Source organism: Streptomyces sp. NBC_01465 (genome assembly GCF_036227325.1).
Taxonomy (GTDB): Bacteria; Actinomycetota; Actinomycetes; order Streptomycetales; family Streptomycetaceae; genus Streptomyces.
Map to the genome: position 1 here is coordinate 7,903,577 of NZ_CP109467.1, position 18,281 is coordinate 7,921,857.

Annotated in this window: 14 protein-coding genes; 7 read left to right on the top strand and 7 right to left on the bottom strand. The window is 71.1% G+C overall.

Going from position 1 to position 18,281, the window contains the following annotated elements; genetic code table 11:
* The first annotated feature begins 64 nt into the window (after positions 1 to 64).
* Positions 65 to 2,914, top strand: coding sequence for an AAA family ATPase (locus OG707_RS36730; protein WP_329126196.1), 2,850 nt, complete (start codon positions 65 to 67; stop codon positions 2,912 to 2,914).
* A gap of 33 nt (positions 2,915 to 2,947) precedes the next feature.
* Here the strand turns inward: OG707_RS36730 and OG707_RS36735 are convergent, their stop codons facing one another.
* The 6 genes from OG707_RS36735 to OG707_RS36760 form a co-directional block, all read right to left on the bottom strand.
* The gene (locus tag OG707_RS36735) at positions 2,948 to 4,375 is read right to left on the bottom strand and encodes an alkaline phosphatase family protein (protein ID WP_329126199.1); all 1,428 of its coding nucleotides are present in this window, start codon (positions 4,373 to 4,375) and stop codon (positions 2,948 to 2,950) included.
* Between the two features lie 188 nt (positions 4,376 to 4,563).
* Entirely contained in the window at positions 4,564 to 5,277 is a 714-nt protein-coding gene (locus OG707_RS36740) for an ABC transporter ATP-binding protein (protein WP_329126201.1), read from the bottom strand.
* The gene (locus OG707_RS36745; protein WP_329126203.1) at positions 5,277 to 6,179 is read right to left on the bottom strand and encodes an ABC transporter permease; all 903 of its coding nucleotides are present in this window, start codon (positions 6,177 to 6,179) and stop codon (positions 5,277 to 5,279) included. The genes OG707_RS36740 and OG707_RS36745 overlap by 1 nt, the downstream gene beginning before the upstream one ends.
* Complete coding sequence (locus OG707_RS36750; protein WP_329126205.1) at positions 6,172 to 7,119, bottom strand: TauD/TfdA dioxygenase family protein; 948 nt, start codon at positions 7,117 to 7,119, stop codon at positions 6,172 to 6,174. The genes OG707_RS36745 and OG707_RS36750 overlap by 8 nt, the downstream gene beginning before the upstream one ends.
* Entirely contained in the window at positions 7,116 to 8,144 is a 1,029-nt protein-coding gene (locus OG707_RS36755; RefSeq protein WP_329126207.1) for a MetQ/NlpA family ABC transporter substrate-binding protein, read from the bottom strand. The genes OG707_RS36750 and OG707_RS36755 overlap by 4 nt, the downstream gene beginning before the upstream one ends.
* 288 nt (positions 8,145 to 8,432) lie before the next feature.
* Positions 8,433 to 9,674 (bottom strand): ROK family transcriptional regulator, encoded by a 1,242-nt coding sequence (locus OG707_RS36760; protein ID WP_329126209.1) that lies wholly within the window; start codon positions 9,672 to 9,674, stop codon positions 8,433 to 8,435.
* Between the two features lie 194 nt (positions 9,675 to 9,868).
* Here OG707_RS36760 and OG707_RS36765 point away from each other — a divergent pair, with 194 nt between their 5' ends.
* Complete coding sequence (locus OG707_RS36765; RefSeq protein ID WP_329126211.1) at positions 9,869 to 12,529, top strand: glycoside hydrolase family 31 protein; 2,661 nt, start codon at positions 9,869 to 9,871, stop codon at positions 12,527 to 12,529.
* A 54-nt stretch (positions 12,530 to 12,583) separates the two neighbouring features.
* Complete coding sequence (locus OG707_RS36770) at positions 12,584 to 13,351, top strand: sulfite exporter TauE/SafE family protein (RefSeq protein WP_329126213.1); 768 nt, start codon at positions 12,584 to 12,586, stop codon at positions 13,349 to 13,351.
* Here OG707_RS36770 and OG707_RS36775 read toward each other — a convergent pair.
* Positions 13,348 to 13,980 carry a GNAT family N-acetyltransferase gene (locus OG707_RS36775; protein WP_329126216.1) on the bottom strand — a complete coding sequence of 211 codons (633 nt, stop codon included), beginning with the start codon at positions 13,978 to 13,980 and terminating at the stop codon, positions 13,348 to 13,350. The two genes, OG707_RS36770 and OG707_RS36775, sit on opposite strands and share 4 nt — an antisense overlap.
* A gap of 223 nt (positions 13,981 to 14,203) precedes the next feature.
* Between OG707_RS36775 and OG707_RS36780 the strand changes: the two genes are divergently transcribed.
* From OG707_RS36780 to OG707_RS36795, 4 genes are all read left to right on the top strand, one after another.
* Positions 14,204 to 14,797, top strand: a complete 594-nt coding sequence (locus tag OG707_RS36780; protein WP_329126218.1) for a TIGR03086 family metal-binding protein — start codon at positions 14,204 to 14,206, stop codon at positions 14,795 to 14,797.
* Positions 14,798 to 14,878: 81 nt separating this feature from the next.
* Complete coding sequence (locus tag OG707_RS36785) at positions 14,879 to 15,727, top strand: hypothetical protein (RefSeq protein ID WP_329126219.1); 849 nt, start codon at positions 14,879 to 14,881, stop codon at positions 15,725 to 15,727.
* A gap of 44 nt (positions 15,728 to 15,771) precedes the next feature.
* Positions 15,772 to 17,517, top strand: a complete 1,746-nt coding sequence (locus tag OG707_RS36790) for a sensor histidine kinase (protein ID WP_329126220.1) — start codon at positions 15,772 to 15,774, stop codon at positions 17,515 to 17,517.
* Positions 17,514 to 18,155, top strand: a complete 642-nt coding sequence (locus OG707_RS36795; protein WP_329128175.1) for a response regulator transcription factor — start codon at positions 17,514 to 17,516, stop codon at positions 18,153 to 18,155. Before OG707_RS36790 ends, OG707_RS36795 begins: the two co-directional genes overlap by 4 nt.
* Positions 18,156 to 18,281 lie beyond the last annotated feature (126 nt).

Here is an 18,281-nt window from a genome sequence, read left to right on the forward strand (position 1 = left end):
ACCGCACATGGGGCAGAATCCCTAGCTGCCTCTTCAGATTCCTGGGCTGCGTAGGATCGGGGCCGTGACCAGCGCGATACCGTCGGCCGTCTTCGTCGCGAGGGCGGAGGAGATGGCCCGGCTCACCGACGCGTACGAACGTGCGCGGTCGGACGGTCCCGTGACGGTGCTCATCGGCGGCGAGGCGGGCATCGGGAAGACCCGGCTCGTGAACGAGTTCACCGCGTCACTCACCGCGCGGGTGGTGACGGGCGGCTGTCTGCCGCTGGGTGCGGACGGGCTGCCGTACGCACCCTTCGTCGCCCTCATGCGCGGGCTCGTACGGGGCCTGGGCGTGTCCGTCGCCGCGCAGCTGCTGCCGGGCGGCGGACGGCGTGGACTGGCGCACTGGCTGCCGGAGTTGGGTGAAGCGGACGGCGTCCCCGATCCCTCGTACGGCCGGGCCCGTCTCTTCGGCGAGGTGCTCACGCTCGTCGAGTCGGCGGCGGGAGAGGGGCCGCTGGTGCTGGTCGTCGAGGACCTGCACTGGGCCGACGCGTCGAGCCAGGAGCTGCTGCTCTACCTGGTCCGCAATCTCACGCACCCCGGAGTGCTGCTCCTGGTGACCCACCGGTCGACCGGGCTCGACGCGACGCATCCCGTACGGTCCCTGCTCGGCGCACTCGGACGGCTCGGCCCCGTCCGGCGCGTCGACCCGGCGCCGCTGGGCAGGGCGGACGTCGAGCAGCTCTTGACCGTACGTCAGAAGACATCTGTGGATGTCGAGTTGGCCGAGAGAGTGTACCGGCGCAGCGAGGGAAATCCGCTCTTCGTCGAGGCGCTGGCCGACACCGGAGCCGGGGAGGCGACCCCGGCGCCGCTCCGGGACCTGCTGCTCGCCGGGCTCCACGAGCTGTCCGACGCCGGACGTCGCTGCGTCCGTGCCGCCTCCGCCGTCGACGACGTTGTCGGCCAGGAGCTGCTCGTGGCCGTCACCGGGCTGCCGGACAGAGAGCTGGAGGACGCGCTGCGGCCCGCGGTGGAGCGGCGGCTGCTCGTACCGGCCGACGACGGCTACACGTTCCGGCACGCGCTGATCCGGTCCGCCGTCTACGAAGACCTGCTCCCCGGCGAACGGATCCGTCTGCACACGCGATATGCCAGAACCCTGGAGGCGGACCCCGGCCTGTTGCCGCCGGGCCGGGCCCCGGCCGCACTGGCCGCCCACTGGTACGCGGCGGGCGACCGCGTCCGGGCCGCGGAGGCCGCCTGGTACGCGGCCGAGAGCGCCCGCCACCGCTATGCGTACGCCGAGGCGCTCCGACTCCTCGAACGCGTCCTGGAACTGGGCGAGTTCACCCCGAAACTGCCGGAGCTCGGCGACGTGCTGGGCGCGGCGGCCGAAGCCGCCCTCTGCGCGGGCGAGGCGGAACGCGGCACCGCACTGGCCACCGCCGCACTCGACGAGAGCGGGGACCCCGAGACCTCGGCCCTGCTCCTGGAGACCCGCAGCCTGCTCGGCCATCTCCGCGGCCGGGACGGTCTCGACGACCTCCGGGCGGCGCTCGCCCTGCTGCCGCAGCACGCGGAGACCGTACGCGGCCGACTGCACGCCACACTCGCCAGCAGGCTCGCCGGACTGTCGCGCACCGACGAGGCCGCCGAGCACGCGACCGAGGCGCTGCGGCTGGGGCGTGCCGTCGGGGACCCGGGAACCCAGGGCCTCGCGCTGGTCACGCTGGGCGCGCACGCGGCCCGCAACGGAGACCCGGCGGGCGCCGTGGACCTCTGCCGCGAAGGCTCGCGGCTCGCCCTGCTCGCGGGGCGGCACGAGACGGTGGTGCTCGCCGCCGTCATGGAGTCCATCGCGTTCAAGGCGGCGGGGGCGTACGCGGATGCGGCAGCCGTCGCCAGGAGCGAACTCGGACGCGCGCGCCGCACCGGCATCGCGGGCAACCGGGGCGCGGTCCTGTCCGCCGTCTACGCGGACGCCCTGATAGCCCTGGGCGACTGGACCGAGGCGCGCGCGACGGTACGCGACGCACTGGCCCAGGATCCGCCGCCGCTCTACCGCGCGGTGCTGCTGACCAACCTCGGAACGGTCGACGTCGCACAGGGCGAGACCGGTGCGGCACGGACGGCGGCGACCGAGGCGGCCCGGCTCATCGGGGGCGAGTACAGCGGGCGGGAGTTCCTCCTTCCGCTGCACGATCTGCAGTGCCAAGTGGCGCTCGCCGACGGACTTCACGAAGAGGCGAACCGCGTCTTCGGCACGGTTCTCGCCGACCCGGAACTGCCCGCCCATGCGGCGCTCGCCTGGCCGCTGCTCCGTACCGGACGTCAGATCTGCGACCTGCTCGGCGCGCACGACCGAGTACGCGCGGACGCACTCCGCGCCCAACTGGCCGTGCACGCAAAGGCGTTCCCGTCGGACAGACCCGTCGAGGCCGCCCACCGGACCACCTTCGAAGCCTGGTACGGCAATGAACAGGCGGCCTGGGACTCCGCGGCCGAGGCCTGGCGCACCCTGGGCCACCGGGGTCAGCTCGCCTTCGTTCTGCTCGGGGCGGCGGAGTCGGCGCTCGCCGCGGGCGACCGCGCCACGGCCGCCGACCGCCTCCGCGAGGCCGAGACGCTCGCGGCCGCTCTCGGCGCCGCCCCGCTCGCTCGCGAAATCGGACTCCTCGCCGCCCGCGGCCGCCTCGCCCTCGACGTACCGGCCGAGGGACGGCCCGACGGCCTGGGCCTCACACCCCGCGAGACGGAAGTGCTGCGCCTCGTCGCCGAGGGGCACAGCAACCGCCGTATCGCACAGGAGCTGTTCATCTCCGCCAAGACGGCGGGCGTCCATGTCTCCAACATCCTCGCCAAACTGGACGTGACCTCCCGTACGGAAGCCGCCGCCCTCGCCCACCGGCTCCGTCTCTTCGGCTGACGCCGGGACGGAGCCGGTCGGGCGGTGCCGCTGTTACGTGTGCGGCCTGTGGCCCTTCTCCTGCTTCGGGAACGTCTGGTCGGCGCCCGGCAGGGTCGGCTTCGGCAGGGTCGCCACGTCCTCCTTGGCCTGCGCCAGCTGCTCCGCCGTGTTGTGCGGCAGACGCGGCGGGCGCGGCCTGCTGTGGGAGAAGCGGAACGCGGACGTCAGATCACCGAAGGTACGGCGGCGCCACTCGGTGATGTTGGGTTCCTCGACGCCGGTGAACCGCTCCAGGAACTGCAGCGCCGACGTGTGGTCGAAGGCCTCGCCCGCCACCCAACCGCCCACGGTCCAGGGCGAGATGATGATGGCAGGGACCCGGAACCCGCCGCCGATGGGCAGCCCCTGGACGAACTCGTCCACCGTGCCGGCCTTCGGGGTGGGCGGGGGCACGTGGTCGAACAGGCCGTCGTTCTCGTCGTAGTTGAGGATGAAGGCCGTCTTCGCCCAGACCTTCGGGTTGGACGCGATCGCCTCGATCTTCTGCGCCACGAAGTCCGCGCCGGCCGCCGGGAGATAGTCCGGGTGCTCGGACTGGTAGCTCGTCGGCATGATCCAGGAGACGGCCGGCAGCCGGTCGTTGCGGGCGTCGTCCTCGAAGGTGCCCTCGGGCTGGGGGCGCACCCCGCGCTCGTAGAGCTCGTCGCCCGGCTTGGCGTCCTTGAACGTCTGGAACTGCTCCAGGAGGTTGCAGCCGTAGTCGTCGTCCTGCTGGTAGACCTTCCAGCTGACGCCTGCGGCCTGCAGTCGCTCGGCGTACGTCGTCCACCGGTACGGCTTGGGCGCGGTGTTGTTGAGGATGGGTCCGCCCTGCGTGCCGCCCGGGTCGATGGTGCCGGTCATCCAGTACAGCCGGTTCGGCCAGGTGGGCCCGAAGACGGAGCAGAAGTAGTTGTCGCAGATGGTGAAGGTCTCCGCGAGGGCGAACTGGAAGGGTATGTCCTTGCGGGTGTAATACCCCATCACATAGGGGCCGTTGACGCCGTCCGCCTTGCGGTGCGCGGGTAGCCACTGATCCATCTTGCCGTTGTTCCACGCCTGGTGCTGCACCGACCAGGCATGGCTCGTCGACGGGATGGCCTGGGCGCTGGAGCTGTGGGTGTCCAGGTGGAACGGCAGCAGATAGCCGTCCGGGTTGACGGTGTCGGGCTGGTAGAACACAGACCGGCCGTCCGCGAGTCGCAGCGCGTCGGGGTCACGGAAGCCGCGCACCCCGGAGAGAGTGCCGAAGTAGTGGTCGAAGGACCGGTTCTCCTGCATCAGCATGACGACGTGCTCGATGTCGCGCATCGAACCGTGACGGGGCGGTCCGGCAGCCACGGCCTTCTGCACGCTGGGCGGCAGGAGGTTGAGCGCTGCTGCGCCGCCGACTGCCCCGGCCGCGGAACCGAGGAGTCTGCGTCGTGTCAACTCAGCCATGAACATCCCTTCGAGAGCCGTGAACGAGTCCGTTGTCGTGGACCCGTCGAGACTCTTCCGGGAAGGCGGGAGGGGTGAAAGGGGCTGTTGATGAACAGGCGCAAAATAGGTGGCAAGGCCACGGTCAAGTGCCGACCGGGGCGCAGGTGTTGCCGCCCTGGAGACCCCGGCCCACCACCGCGTTGTTGTCAGTCGTCGGCCACCCCCAGCTCTGCGAGGAGATCACCGCGCAGCCGCGCGAAGTCCGGATCCGTACGCCGCCGGCCCTCCGGGAGGTCCACCGTCCTCGGTGTTCCGAGCCTGCCGTCGGTCAGTACGAGGACCCGGTCGGCCAGCAGGATCGCCTCGTCCACGTCATGGGTGACCAGCAGCACGGCGGGGCGGTGCACCGCGCACAGCTCGCGGAGCAGGGTGTGCATCCGCAGCCGGGTGAGCGCGTCCAGCGCCCCGAACGGCTCGTCGAGCAGGAGCAGTTCGGGTTCGCGCACCAGCGCCCGCGCCAGCGCGGCCCGCTGTGCCTCGCCGCCCGAGAGCGTCCCCGGCCAGGCGCGCTCGTGGTCCGTGAGACCGACCTCGGCGAGAGCGGACCGGCCGCGTTCGCGCGCCCCTTGGCGGGGCAGCCCGAGGATGACGTTCTCCAGGACCCGCTTCCAGGGCTGCAGCCGGTGGTCCTGGAAGACGACGGCCCTGCGCCGCGGTACGAGCAGCCGCCCGCCGGTCTCCGGGTCGAGTCCCGCCATCGCGCGCAGCAGCGTCGACTTGCCGGAGCCGCTGCGTCCGAGGAGTGCGACGAACTCGCCCCGGAAGATGTCGAGTTCGATGCCGGAGAGGACTTCGCGGCCCGCGAAGGTGCGGGTCACCTTCTGCGCGGACACTGCCAGTTCAGCTGTGGCCGTCGCCATCACGCACCCCCGTCGAATCCGCGCCGCCACGACAGCAGCCGCCGCTCCAACAGCCGGACGAGGCCGTCCGCCCCGAGCCCGAGCAGCCCGTAGATCAGCAGACCGAGGACGATGATGTCGGTCCGGTACCAGCTCTGGGCCTGGTTCATGAGGTAGCCGATGCCGTTGGTGGCGTTGAGCTGCTCAGCGATGATCATGATGAGCCAGGCGCCGGTGAGGGCGAAGCGCAGCCCGACGAGGAAGCCGGGGACCGCGCCGGGCAGGATCACATGGCGTACGAGACCGAGCCGGCCGAGCCCCACCGTGTGCCCCGACTCGACAAGCCGGTGGTCGACACCGCGGATCGCCGCATAGGTGTTCACGTACACCGGGAAGGCCGTGCCGAAGGCGACCAGTGCGATCTTCGGGGTCTCGCCGACCCCGAACCAGATGATGACCAGCGGCAGCAGACCCAGGACGGGCAGCGCGCGAAGTACCTGCATCGTCGAGTCGAGGAGTTCGTCGCCCAGCCGGAACAGTCCGGCCACCACGGCGATGACCAGCCCGGCGGTCACACCGAGCGCCAGACCGGAGGCGACCCGGGTGAGCGAGGCCAGCAGATGGTCGGTGAGTTCGCCGGTCTTCGTCAGCTCCCAGCCCGCGGAGAACACCGAGCTGGGTGTGGCGAGGACCCGCTCGCCGACCACGCCGAACGTACCGAGCAGCTGCCAGACCAGGACCAGCAGCAGCGGGCCCGCCAGCCGGCGCACCGGCCGGGGGAGCGGGATGCGGGTGCGGCGCGGGGTGTTGAGGGACGTGGCGTCGACCAGTGCGTTCCCGGGACCGGGGCCGGGAGGGCCCGCGGCGCCGCCGTCCCCGGTGAGGGACGACGGCGCCGCGGGGACGGTCAGTGCGTCAGGCACCGACGACCACCTTGTGATCGGCGGTGAAGGGCTTGCCGGACACCAGCTCCGACTCCGTTCCGTCGGGGCCGACCGGCACCTCGCCGATCAGCGTGACGCGGTGCAGCGTGCGCTGCACGTCCAGGTGCTCGATGTCGCGCGGGGCCAGGTGCGCGGTGGCGCGGTTGTCCCAGAACGCGACGCTGCCCGGCTCCCAGCGGAAGCGGACCGTGTACTCGGGGCGCGTGATCTCCCCGTACAGCAGGTCCAGTACGGCCTTGCTCTCGCGCGCCGAGACGCCCACGATGTGGCTCGTGAAGCCCGGGTTGACGAACAGGGCGCGTTCGCCGGTGCGCGGGTGGACGCGGACGACCGGGTGGACGGCGACCAGCAGGTTGTCGTTGATGCGCTTGGCGTACTCGCTGTTGCCGTCGGTCTTCTCCGAGCCGCCGTAGCGGTGCTCGGCGCGCAGGGTGTCGACGAAGGCGCGGACCGGCTCGGAGAGGCCTTCGTACGCCGCGACCAGGTTGGTCCACTGTGTGTCCCCGCCGAACTCCGGGACCGTCTCGGCCCGCAGGATGGACCCGGCGGGCGGGTTCACGGCGGCCGTCACATCGGTGTGCCAGCCGGAGAAGTAGCTGTACTGGCGCTTCTTGACGGCGTCGCGGAAGCCCTTGCCGTACCGCTCCTCGTAGCGCCGCGGGTCGATCGTGAAGATCTCCGGGTGGTCGGCCGGCGGGGCGTCGTCGTGCGGGTGGGCGTAGGTGAGCTCGCCGAACTGCCGGGCGAAGTCGATCTGGGAGGCGTGGTCGAGGTCCTGCTCCCGGAAGAAGACGACCTTCCAGCGGTCCAGCGCCTGCTGAATGGTGGTGAAGTCGTCCGCGGAGAGCGGCTTGGAGAGGTCGACGCCGGAGATGTCGGCGCCGGTGCGGCCGGATGCGGGGCGTGCGGAGGCGGTCATGAGGAGGAACCCTTCTGTACGGTGCGGGAGTTGAAATCCCTGGATACGGATGGATCGAACTGACCGGACATGTCGACCTTTCCGGGCAGCTGGTCATTGGCGGTGAAGAGATCGGCCTGCTTCTGCTGGGCCTGGATCACCGCGTCGTCGATGGGCACGTAGGAGGTGCGGCCGACGGCCTCGAAGACCTGTCGGCCGAGGGCGGGAGTCTGCTTGCGGATCTTGACGTAGTACGCCTGGACCCAGGCGTCGGGATGGCCGGCGATCCATGTGTTGGCGGCCACCAGCCGCTGGGCGAAGTCGAGGAGCGCCTTGCGCTTGGCCGGGTCGGCGAGGGCCTTCTCGGTGGCGATCCGGAAGGAGTAACCGGGCGTCACGGTGCGGCCGTTGATGACCTGGACGGCGTCCGGGTGCTCCTGGAGGTACTTGGCGCGGGTCTCCTCGCTGACCGTCGCGGCGTCGACGGTCCCCGATTCCAGTACGTTGCCCACGTTCTGCAGCGGTACGTCGACGGGCGTGATGTCCTTCTGCTTCAGCCCGGCCTTGTCGAGCACCCGCAGCAGGAACCCGTGGTTGGCGGTGTTCTTGGAGAAGGCGATCTTCTTGCCCTTGAGGTCGGCGATCGAGGTGATGCCGCTGCCGGGGCGGGCGACCAGCGTGTAGCCGGGGCCGACGGTCCGGGCGACCGCAACGACCTTGGCGGGGATGCCGCTCGCCTTCGCGAGCACCGTGGGGGTGTCGCCCAGGACCCCGAAGTCGATGGCGCCCGCCTGCAGTCCCTGGTTCACCAGCGGGCCGCTGTCGAACTGGTTGATCTTGAGGTCGTAGGGGAGGTTCTTGAGCTGTCCCGAGACCTTGAGCGTGGTGAGGATGTTCTGTCCCTGGTCGCCGATGCGCAAGGTCACCTTCCCGTGGCCCGTGGATTCGGCGGCGCTGGAATCACCCCCGCAGGCGGCGGCCAGCGGCAGGAGCGCGAGGGCGAGTGCGGTGGCGAGCAGACGGTGGCGCATGACGGATCGGGGCATGGCAGAGCTCAGCTCCAGGGGAAGAAGGCAGGGGTGAACAGGCCCAGGGAAAGGGGCTGTTGGGGGATACCGAGGAGTGTGCGCGCGTCAGCGGTCAGTGATCAGCGCACGGCGCTGCGACGACAGCCGAGACCGGCGAAGTGATGGGCGCGGAAGGCGTTGACCGTCTCCCGCCCTGCGGCGTCTCGCGCCGCGGCCCTCACTGTTGCGTCCATGTCCTGATTCTCGGCTCTCGGGAAGGCGGTCGGCAATGATTGGCGACGCCGTGGAAGAAACCCCTGAGGGGTCTCAGGCGGAGCGAGCGGTGCGCAGCTCCATCGGCCGGCGGTAGACCGCGTCCAGGACCACCGCCCCGGCGGCGATCCCGAGCACCTGGGTGCCGAACGGGGTCGGGACGACGGCCCGTTCCGGGTCGGTGCACAGATGGGAGTGCGCGGCTATCTCCTCGTACAGGGCGGGAAGCAGCTGCGGCAGGTGGATGGCGGTCGTGTCGGTGAGCACCAGCACCTCGGGGTTGATGACGTCGAGCAGGAGCGCGCAGGCGCGGCCGGTGGTGCGGAGCCGCTCGCGCAGGATGTGCAGCGCCGCCGGGTCGCCGTCCCCGGCCCGCTCCAGCAGCAGCGGGAACAGGGGGGCCGGGATGATCCCGGCCTCGAACGCCCGCCCGGCGACGGCACGGTCGGAGACCGCGGCCTGCAGACATCCGCGCCGCCCGCAGCCGCACCTCAACTCCGGGTCGCCGAGCGGCAGATGGGCCACATCGCCCGCCCCCGACCTGCGGCCGCGCAGTACGGACCCGCCGGTGGCGATCGCCGCGTCCACCACGTTGGCGACGAAGAGCTGCACCGTCTCGGTGTGGCGGGTCGCCGCTCCGAACAGCAGCTCGGCCTGGGCCAGGGCGCGTGCGTGGCCGTCGACATGGACGGGGAGCCGGGTGCCTGCCACGAGGGTTTCCCGTACGGGAATGTTCCGCCAGCCCAGTGGATCGTGCTCGACGACGACACCCTGGGCGCTGTCCACCCAGCCTCCCGTCACCACCCCGATGCCCAGGACGGAGCGGCCGGCGGCCCGGCGTGCGAGGAAGGCGGGCAGGTGGTGCAGGATCTGGTCGAGCACTCCGGGGGCGTCGCCGCTGTGCGGGATCCGCTGAAAGGCGGTGACCCGGCCGAGCAGGTCCAGGACCGCGAACGTGGTGTGGGTGAGCGCGATGTGCACCCCGCAGACCGCGTGGTGGGCCGTGTCGATGCCGACGGGGATCTGTGGACGGCCCGCGCGTGGTGGCCCTGCGGGCGGGTCGAGTTCACGGAGGAGGCCGAGTCCGATCAGGTCCGCGGTGTGCCGGGAGACGGCGGCCGGGCTGAGGCCGGTGGTCCGTGAGAGCGACGTACGGGCGAGAGGGCCCTCGCGCAGCACCGTACGCAGCACGGCGGACGGCCCGGTGCCGTCGGTCCGGCCAGGACCTTCCAGTGGGGTGGGCAGGGCGCGGAGGAGGGGAGGCGGATGCGAGGCGATGTCGAAGGCGGGCGGCATGGGGTGATGCTGGCAATCCGGACAACGGGTGGTCAACGGCGGCGAGTTAAGGCTGTGTGGCAGTCCTGCGAAGCGAAGTTCCCTTGACATGTACTGACCGCGAGGTGAATCGTGATGCTCGAAATCCCAGCGTTCCAAGCACCTTTGAGCACATCTCGTCCACTCTGCTGTGCGGTACGAACGGAGAACACTCCTTGCGGATCTTCCGAAACCGGCCCAGACGAGCGGCGACCGCGGCTGCGGCCGCGACCGTTCTCGCCCTCACCCTCCTGACCGTCCCTGTCTCCTCGGCCCAGGCCGCGACCCCGCCGTCCGGCACCCTGGACAGCGCGAGCAAGAGCGTCAGCTGGCAGAGCCCGGTCTACCCCAAGGGCACCGTCGGCTCCCCGGACAAGTGCCCCGCCGCAGCGGACGACCCGGACAACGCCGTCTGCGACCGCTTCGACCTGACGGTGAACCCGCCGGCCGGACAGTGGGACGACAACCCGGAGGGCGGCGTCCCGGTCTCGATCCAGTGGGAGACGCCCACCGACGACTTCGACATGTACATCTACGACGCGGCGGGCAAGGAAGTCGCCTCCAGCGCGGGCACCGCCGACCCCGAAGCCACGGTCATCCCCAAGGCATCGGGCACGTACCACGTGGTCGTCGTCCCCTACGACGTCCACAACAACTCCTTCACCGGCAAGGCCTATCTCCCCGAGGCCACCGACGCCGGCAACCTCACGAGCTTCGGCGGCTCGCACGGTACGTACGAGATCGCGGCCGGTGCCCTCAAGGCGCGCGCCGACTTCCTCGCCGACGACACCCTGCGCCTCCAGGCCTCCCCGGACGGCGTCTTCGCCGACCCGGCCGGCAGCCACATGATCCAGAAGCAGCCCGCTGCCCAGCGGCACACCACCTCCTTCGACGCGGGCACCTACTACGGCATCCGCTCCAAGAGCAGCGTGCTGCGCGTCTACAAGAAGCCCCTGCGCTTCGGCCTCTACAAGGCCGACAACCGCACCCCGATCTGGCAGGAGGACGCACCTCTGCGCTGGACGTCGGGCGGCATGCGCCAGAGCCTGGACCGCGGCGCGAGCGAGCAGTTCTTCGGCGGCGGCGAGCAGAACGGGTCGTTCTCCCACCGCGACCAGGTCATGAACGTCGGCAACAACACCAACTGGAACGAGGGCGGCTACAACAACTCGCAGCCGTTCTACATCTCCACCGCCGGCTACGGCGTCTTCCGCAACACCATGACCCCCGGCGTCTACGACTTCGGACCGCACGTCCGCACCGGCCAGCAGGAACGCCGCCTGGACGCGTACTACTTCACCGGTGACACCAAGAAGGTCATCGGCAAGTACACCTCCCTCGTCGGCAAGCCCTTCATGCCCCCGGTCTACGGCCTCGAGCCCGGCGACTCCGACTGCTACCTCCACAACGCCAACCGCGGCGAGCGCCACACCCTGGACGCCCTGAAGGTCTCCGACGGCTACGTGGCGAACCAGATGCCGCTCGGCTGGATGCTCGTCAACGACGGCTACGGCTGCGGCTACGAGAACCTCCCCGAGACCGGCACGGGCCTCAACAAGAACAACGCCCAGCTCGGCCTCTGGACCCAGAACGGCCTGCCCAACCAGGCCGAGGAGGCCAAGGCGGGCGTCCGCGTACGCAAGCTCGACGTCGCCTGGGTCGGCAGCGGCTACGGCATGGCGCTCGACGCCTGCGACCAGGCCAAGGCCGGAATCGAGGACAACAGCGATGCCCGCGGATTCGTCTGGATGCCCGTCTCCTGGGCGGGCGCCCAGCGCTGCAGCGTCCTGTGGAGCGGCGACCAGTCCCTGTCGTGGGACTACATCCGCTGGCAGATCCCGACCTACGCGGGGGCGACCCTGTCGGGCATCGCGTACAACACCGGTGACGTCGGCTCCATCTACCGCCACGATGCCAAGATGTACGCCCGTGACCTGCAGTGGAAGGCCTTCCTCCCGGCCATCATGACGATGGACGGCTGGTCGAGCGACATCACCACCAAGAAGCCCATCGACCAGCAGCCCTGGCTGGACGGGGAGCCGTACACCTCGATCAACCGCAAGTACCTGCAGCTCAAGGAGCGGCTGCTGCCGTACATGTACACGCTCTCCAAGGACGCCACGAAGACCGGCGTCGGCGCGGTCCGCCCGCTCTCCCTGGAGTTCCCGGACGACCCGGCGACGCTCGGCCCCGACGCCAAGTACGAGTTCATGTCGGGCCCGGACTTCCTGGTCGCGCCCGTCTACAGCGACACCTCGGTCCGCAACGGCATCTACCTGCCCAAGGGCACCTGGACCGACTACTGGACGGGCAAGACGTACCAGGGCCCGACCACGGTCAACAACTACGCGGCGCCCCTCGACACCCTCCCGCTGTTCGTCAGGAGCGGTGCGATCGTGCCGATGTGGCCCAAGGGCACGACGTCCTGGCAGACCCGCGACAAGGGCGAGCTGGACTACGACATCTACCCGCAGGGCACGACCAAGTACACGCTGTACGAGGACGACGGCGTGACCCGGAAGTACACCAAGGGCTCCTCCGCCACCCAGCAGGTTGAGGTGCGCGCACCGGGCCACGGCCGGCCGACCTCCATCAAGGTCGGGGCGAGCGTGGGGAGTTACGACGGCAAGGCGGCCTCCCGGTCGTACGGCTTCACCGTGCACGGGGCGACCGCGCCGCACCAGGTCGTCGCGGCGGGCGGCAAGCTGGTGCACCTCGCCGACGCGACGGCGTTCGCGTCGGCCGGATCCGGCTGGTACACGGACGCGACCGGAGTGACGCACATCAAGACGCGGTCCCTCTCCACGGGCCACGCCCTCTCCGTCGAACTCCGATAACAGCACCTCAGCGGGGGGCCGCCTCCGGGCGGCCCCCTAGTATGTGCAACCGACATGGACACGCTCATAGGCTCACCCAGCATCTGGGGACTGATCGCACTCGCCGCGGCAGCCGCACTCGTCGGTTTCTCGAAGACCGCCGTCAGCGGCGCCAACACCGTCAGCCTCGCGGTCTTCGCCGCCGTACTGCCCGCCCGTGAATCGACCGGGGTACTGCTGCCGATCCTGATCGCAGGCGACGTGCTGGCCGTCCTCACCTACCGCAGACACGCCCACTGGCCCACCCTGTGGCGGCTGTTCCCCGCCGTCGCCGTGGGCGTCGTGATCGGCACGGTCTTCCTCTTCTGGGCCGACGACGGTGCCGTACGGACCTCGATCGGGGCGATCCTGCTGCTGATGGCCGGCGTCACGCTGTGGCGGCGGCGCGGGGCGGGGGAGGAGGCGGAGGACGACGGGGCGACCCGCGCGGGACGCGTCAAGGCACGTTCGTACGGGATCCTCGGCGGCTTCACCACCATGGTCGCGAACGCCGGTGGCCCGGTCATGTCGCTCTATCTGCTCTCCGCCGGCTTCCGGAAGCTCGGCTTCCTGGGTACCTCGGCGTGGTTCTTCCTCATCGTCAACACCGCCAAGGTCCCCTTCAGCGTGGGCCTCGGTCTCATTGACGCGAAGTCCCTGCTCCTCGACGCGATCCTGGTCGCCTTCGTCGTGCCCGGAGCGCTCATCGGCCGCTACTGCGTGGACCGGATCAACCAGAAGCTCTTCGAGCGGCTCGTGATCGGCGCGACCGTACTGGGCGGCGTCCAGCTCCTGCTGCGCTAGAGGTCCATCACCATGACCGAACCCCAGTCCTGCCGCTCCTCCTCGGTGAACCCGAGCCGCAGGTAGAAAGCGCGCGCCCCCGGATTGCCCGCGCCGACACTCAGGTGCAGACCGCGGACCCCGCGCTCGCGCAGGGCGTCGAGCAGTGCGCCCATCAGCCTGCGGCCGAGGCCCGTGCCCTGGCCGCGCGGGAGGATGTCGATGTGCAGATGGGCCGGGTAGCGGTCGTAGAGCGGGTCGGGTCCCGGCTCCTTGACGGTGTGGATCTGATCCACTCGCTGCCAGTCCAGGGTCCCGTCACCCGGATCTGCAGCGAAGGAGTGCGGATAGCGGTGGCGCAGCGGGGGCCACCAGTTCTTCTCCAGCCAGGCGTCGAAGCCGTGACTGTCGGCCGTCGCGACGACGTAGCCGAGCACGCCCTGCTCGTCGGCCGCTACAAAACTCAGGCCCGGGTCGGCCGCCGGATAGGGGCCCGCGTAGATGTGGCCCAGCAGATCCGGATCGCGGTACTGGTCGGTCGCATCCTGGCCGGAGGCCCCGGTCCGCAGGCACACCCGGTACATTCCGGGCAGGTCGATGGCCGCGTAGGGGCGTATGTCCGGTTGGCGTTCCTGCAGTTCAGCGCTCACATCGGCAGCGTACGCGACGCCACTGACGCACTCCTCGCGGTCGGCGTCCACGCCTGCGAGCCCCCGAACAGTGCGAGCGCCTGGCCGTCCGGGGACTCGCCGCAATGGTGGGTGCTTTGGCGCTCTGGGAACACGGGATCGCCCGCGCACGGCAGGCACCCGTGCCTAGGATCGGCGCCAAGCAGGCGTGAACGACGGCGAGTTAACCAGGGACGGGGAAGCGATGACGGGCACAGGCGCAACCGAATGGGCCGTACTGACCGAGGCGCATGAGGCGCTGCGCACCGCCGTACGTGGGGTTCCCGCAGACAGCTGGGGAGCGCCGACCCCCTGTGCGGAGTGGAACGTCACCCAGGTGCTCCAGCACGCCACGGGCGACCAGCTCGCCTACGCCGCGGCCCTCACGGGAGGCCCGGGCCCGTCGGAGAACCCGTTCGAACCGTCGGGGAAACTGAGCGACGACCCCGAGGCGCTGACCGAGGTGGCCCTGACCGCCACCACGCTGGCCTGGGCGTCGGTCGCCCCCGACACCGGCGAGGTGTCGGTCCCGATCCCGCCCGGCAAGGTGACGGCCGCACTCGGCGTCCGCGCCTGCGCCCTGGATGCCGCCGTGCACGCCTGGGACATCGCCCGCGCCGCCGGACAGCCCTCCCCGCTGGCACCGGAACTCGCCGCGGAGCTCCTCGGTGCTGCCCGCCAACTCGTCGAGCCGCTGCGGGCGTTCGCCTTCGCGCCCGCGCTGGAGCCGCAGGAGGGCGACGACGCCACGGCCCAACTGCTGCGCTACCTGGGCCGCCGCCCCGACTGGACCGCGTAACCGGAGCCGTCCGCCCGTGGAACCACAGACCGACGTCGCACGTCGGAGCGCCGACACCGCGCGAGTGACAGGGGTGGGGACGTGCAGAGACGGATATGGGGCGTGCTGATGGCAGGCGTTGCCGCCACAGCGGGATGCGGCGGCGGGAACTCCCTCCCGGTGACCGACGGTCTGGTGGTGAAGGGCAGCGCGCCGCCGTCCCCGTACGCCGGTCCGCTGCGGCTGAAGGCCACGGCGCAGCGCGACGACGACCCGTTCGGGGGAGCGGGCGCCGCCCTGCAGGCGCTGGAGTGCACGGGCAAGCCCTACCTCGGAGGCCCCGGCGAGGGCGAGTGGGGCGAGGGAGACGGGGGCGAAACAGCAGCCCAGGCACTGCAATTGTTCCTCCGCGACGACTTCGGAACGCTCCCGGAGTCCGGCTACCGCGTCGAGCACCACGACGCGACGCGCGTGCTGTACTCCTTCGACACCGGCGGCCGCACACGGGTCGCGGTGATCGTCGCCAAGGATCTGCCGCACCGTCCCGGATGGGGCTGGGAGACGTACGCGCAATGCGACCCCTCCGAGCTCCCGAAGCCCGTACGCGACAAGCTGCCCATCCGGATCTGGGAGGACAGGGCGGGCGGCCCGGTGCCGGTCACCAAGGTGCAGAGCAACTTGGGTCCCGAGCACTGCGACTGGCAGGACGTCGAGTTCCTGTCGCTCGGCAAGCGGCAGTACGTACGGGACGCAGCGGGCGCGATCCCACGCGAACTGCTTCGCTCCGCCTACGCGGGTGACGTGACCATGCCTTCCGGTGCCACCGACACCGGGTACCGCCAAGGCGACCGCGCACTCTGGCTCGCCGCCGACGGCACCAGCGCCTATGTCCGTACACCTGACGGCATCGAACGGTGGCCGGGCACCACCGAGCTCGTCGCCTGCCGATAGAGGGCCGCTGCCGCCCCTCGCCGCCATGGCTTACGGTGTGGCGCGTGAACAGGCAGGGGAAGCGGTCCCTACGCATCCAGTGGAGCGCGGCCGCCGCGGCGGCCGTCGTCTCGGGGGCGGCGGGCAGTTGGGCGTACGCACAGGCGGGCGGATCCGGTACGGACATCGCACGCGACCTCGCCGTGGGCTGGGCGTACGCGGGTGCAGGTCTGGTCGCCTGGTGGCGCAGGCCCGGCAACCGCACCGGACTCCTCATGGTCGCCGAGGGCGTCACCTGGTTCCTCGGCAACCTCCAGGGCACGTCCGTCCCCGCGCTGTTCGCCGTCGGCGCCTGGTGGGAGGCGCTCAACATGGCGGTCCTCGTCCACCTGGTGCTGGCCTTCCCCGAGGGGCGCCTGGGGAGCACGGCCGCACGGCGCCTCGTCGGCTTCTCGTACGGACTCGTCGCCGTCGGCGGTCTGCTGCGGACGCTGGCCTTCGACCCCCGCGTCGCCACCGACGCCACCTATCTGGCCTGCCACGGCTGCGGCCCCAACCCGCTGCTCGTGCCCGGCGCCACGCACCTCTTCGACGCGGTCGACGGCGGCTACCGTGCCATCGGCTGGGCGATCACGGTGGTGATGCTGGTGGCGCTCGTACGACGCTGGCAGCACGCCTCCGTCGCACGCCGCAGGGCGCTCCTGCCGGCCTGGATCGCCGTCGCGATCACCACCACGTTCCTCCTCTGGGACCTGATCCACTACGCGCTGCCTGCGCTGAACGGTACGGCCGAGTCCGCCGTCCTCCTCCTCTCCGACCTTTCCCAGGCCGCCGTCCCGCTCGCGTTCCTCGCCGGACTGCTGCGCATGCAGTTGCAGCGGGCCGAAGTCGGCGGCCTCGTCATCGAGGTGGGCGCGGACCCCGACCCGGCCCGGCTGCGCCAGGCCCTGGCGCGGGTGCTCGGCGACCCCGGGCTGCGGCTCGGCCTGTGGCAGGAGGAGCGGAGCCGCTACACCGATGCGGACGACCGCCCCGTACGCGAAGACCACGGCGGCGCCACCCGCGTCGACTCCTCGCGCGGCACACCCCTCGCCCTGCTGGTCCACGACCCCGTACTCGCCCAGGACCCCGAGCTCCTCGACGCGGTCGGGGCGGCGCTGCGGCTGGCGCTGGAGAACCTCTGGCTGCGCAACCGCGCCAAGGAGGTCACCAGCCGGATCGTGCAGGCCGCCGAGGCCGAACGCGGCCGCCTGGAAAGGGACTTGCACGACGGCGCGCAGGCGCGCCTGGTCTTCGCGCTGATGGCGCTGCGCCGCGTCGACAAGGGGCTCGCCGACCACCCCGACCCGTCGCTGCGCCGGTCGGTCGCCGAGGTCGAGACCAGCCTGAAGCTCGCCCTGGAGGAACTGCGCGGCATCGCCCACGGCATCCACCCGGCGGTCCTCACCCGCGAGGGACTCGGCCCCGCACTGGCCGCGCTCGCCCAGCAGGCCGCACTGCCCGTCGTGGTGGCGGCCGACCCCAGACGCTACGACCCCGTCGTCGAGTCCACCGCGTACTTCACCGTCTGCGAGGCGCTCGCGAACGCCGCCAAGCACGCCCGGGCCAGGGCCGTCAGCGTCTCCGCGCACCACAGCGGCGGAACGCTGGTCGTGGAGACGGTCGACGACGGCATAGGCGGGGCCGACACCGGGCGCGGCAGCGGACTGCGCGGCATCGCCGACCGGCTCGCCGCCGTCGACGGTGTGCTGCAGGTGCACTCGCCCGCCGGTGGCGGGACAAGGATCAGGGCGGAGCTGCCGTGCGGGTGATCGTGGCCGAGGACTCGGCGCTGCTGCGGCAGGGCATCGTACGGCTCCTCCTGGACGAGGGGTTCGAGGTGCCGGCCGAGTGCGGCGAGGCGGGTGCGCCGCTGCTCGGTCTGGTGGCCGCACACCGTCCCGACGCCGTCCTGCTGGACATCCGTATGCCTCCGACCCACACCGACGAGGGACTGGTCGCGGCGGCCGCGATCCGCGCCGCGCACCTGGGGACGGGCGTCCTGCTGCTGTCGCAGTACGTCGAGACGACCGACACCGTACGAGCACTGGCCGAGGACGCGCGAGGCTTCGGCTATCTCCTCAAGGAGCGCGTCGCCGACATCGGCGAACTGGCCGGTGCGCTGAAGCGGGTCGCGGCGGGGGAGACGGTCGTGGACCCGCTGGTGGTCGAGAGGCTGTTGCGGGCTCCGCGCACCGCGGGACCGCTCGACGAACTCACCGCGCGCGAGAGGGAAGTGCTGGCCCTGATGGCGGAGGGCCGCTCCAACGAGGCCATCGCCCAGCGGCTGGTCATCGGCGGCAAGACGGTGGAGACGCACGTACGGAACATCTTCACCAAGCTGGGTCTTGCGGCGGACCTGCTCGACCACCGACGCGTGATGGCGGTCCTGGCGTACCTGCGGGCCTGAACGGCGCACCCCTGGCATGCCGACGCACCGCTCCGTGAACAGCGACCTCCCCCGAGTGTCCCCCGTACGGCGTCCACGGAACGGTGCCGGTCCGCCCCACGCTAGGCGGGGCGGGACCGCAGGTCA

Bases quoted from the DNA above. Each gene is read 5' to 3' on its own strand.
- OG707_RS36755 (WP_329126207.1), bottom strand. From the start codon at position 8,144: ATGCCCCGATCCGTCATGCGCCACCGTCTGCTCGCCACCGCACTCGCC.
- OG707_RS36760 (WP_329126209.1), bottom strand. From the start codon at position 9,674: ATGCCGCCCGCCTTCGACATCGCCTCGCATCCGCCTCCCCTCCTCCGC.
- OG707_RS36780 (WP_329126218.1), top strand. From the start codon at position 14,204: ATGACGGGCACAGGCGCAACCGAATGGGCCGTACTGACCGAGGCGCAT.
- OG707_RS36735 (WP_329126199.1), bottom strand. From the start codon at position 4,375: ATGGCTGAGTTGACACGACGCAGACTCCTCGGTTCCGCGGCCGGGGCA.
- OG707_RS36770 (WP_329126213.1), top strand. From the start codon at position 12,584: ATGGACACGCTCATAGGCTCACCCAGCATCTGGGGACTGATCGCACTC.
- OG707_RS36740 (WP_329126201.1), bottom strand. From the start codon at position 5,277: ATGGCGACGGCCACAGCTGAACTGGCAGTGTCCGCGCAGAAGGTGACC.
- OG707_RS36750 (WP_329126205.1), bottom strand. From the start codon at position 7,119: ATGACCGCCTCCGCACGCCCCGCATCCGGCCGCACCGGCGCCGACATC.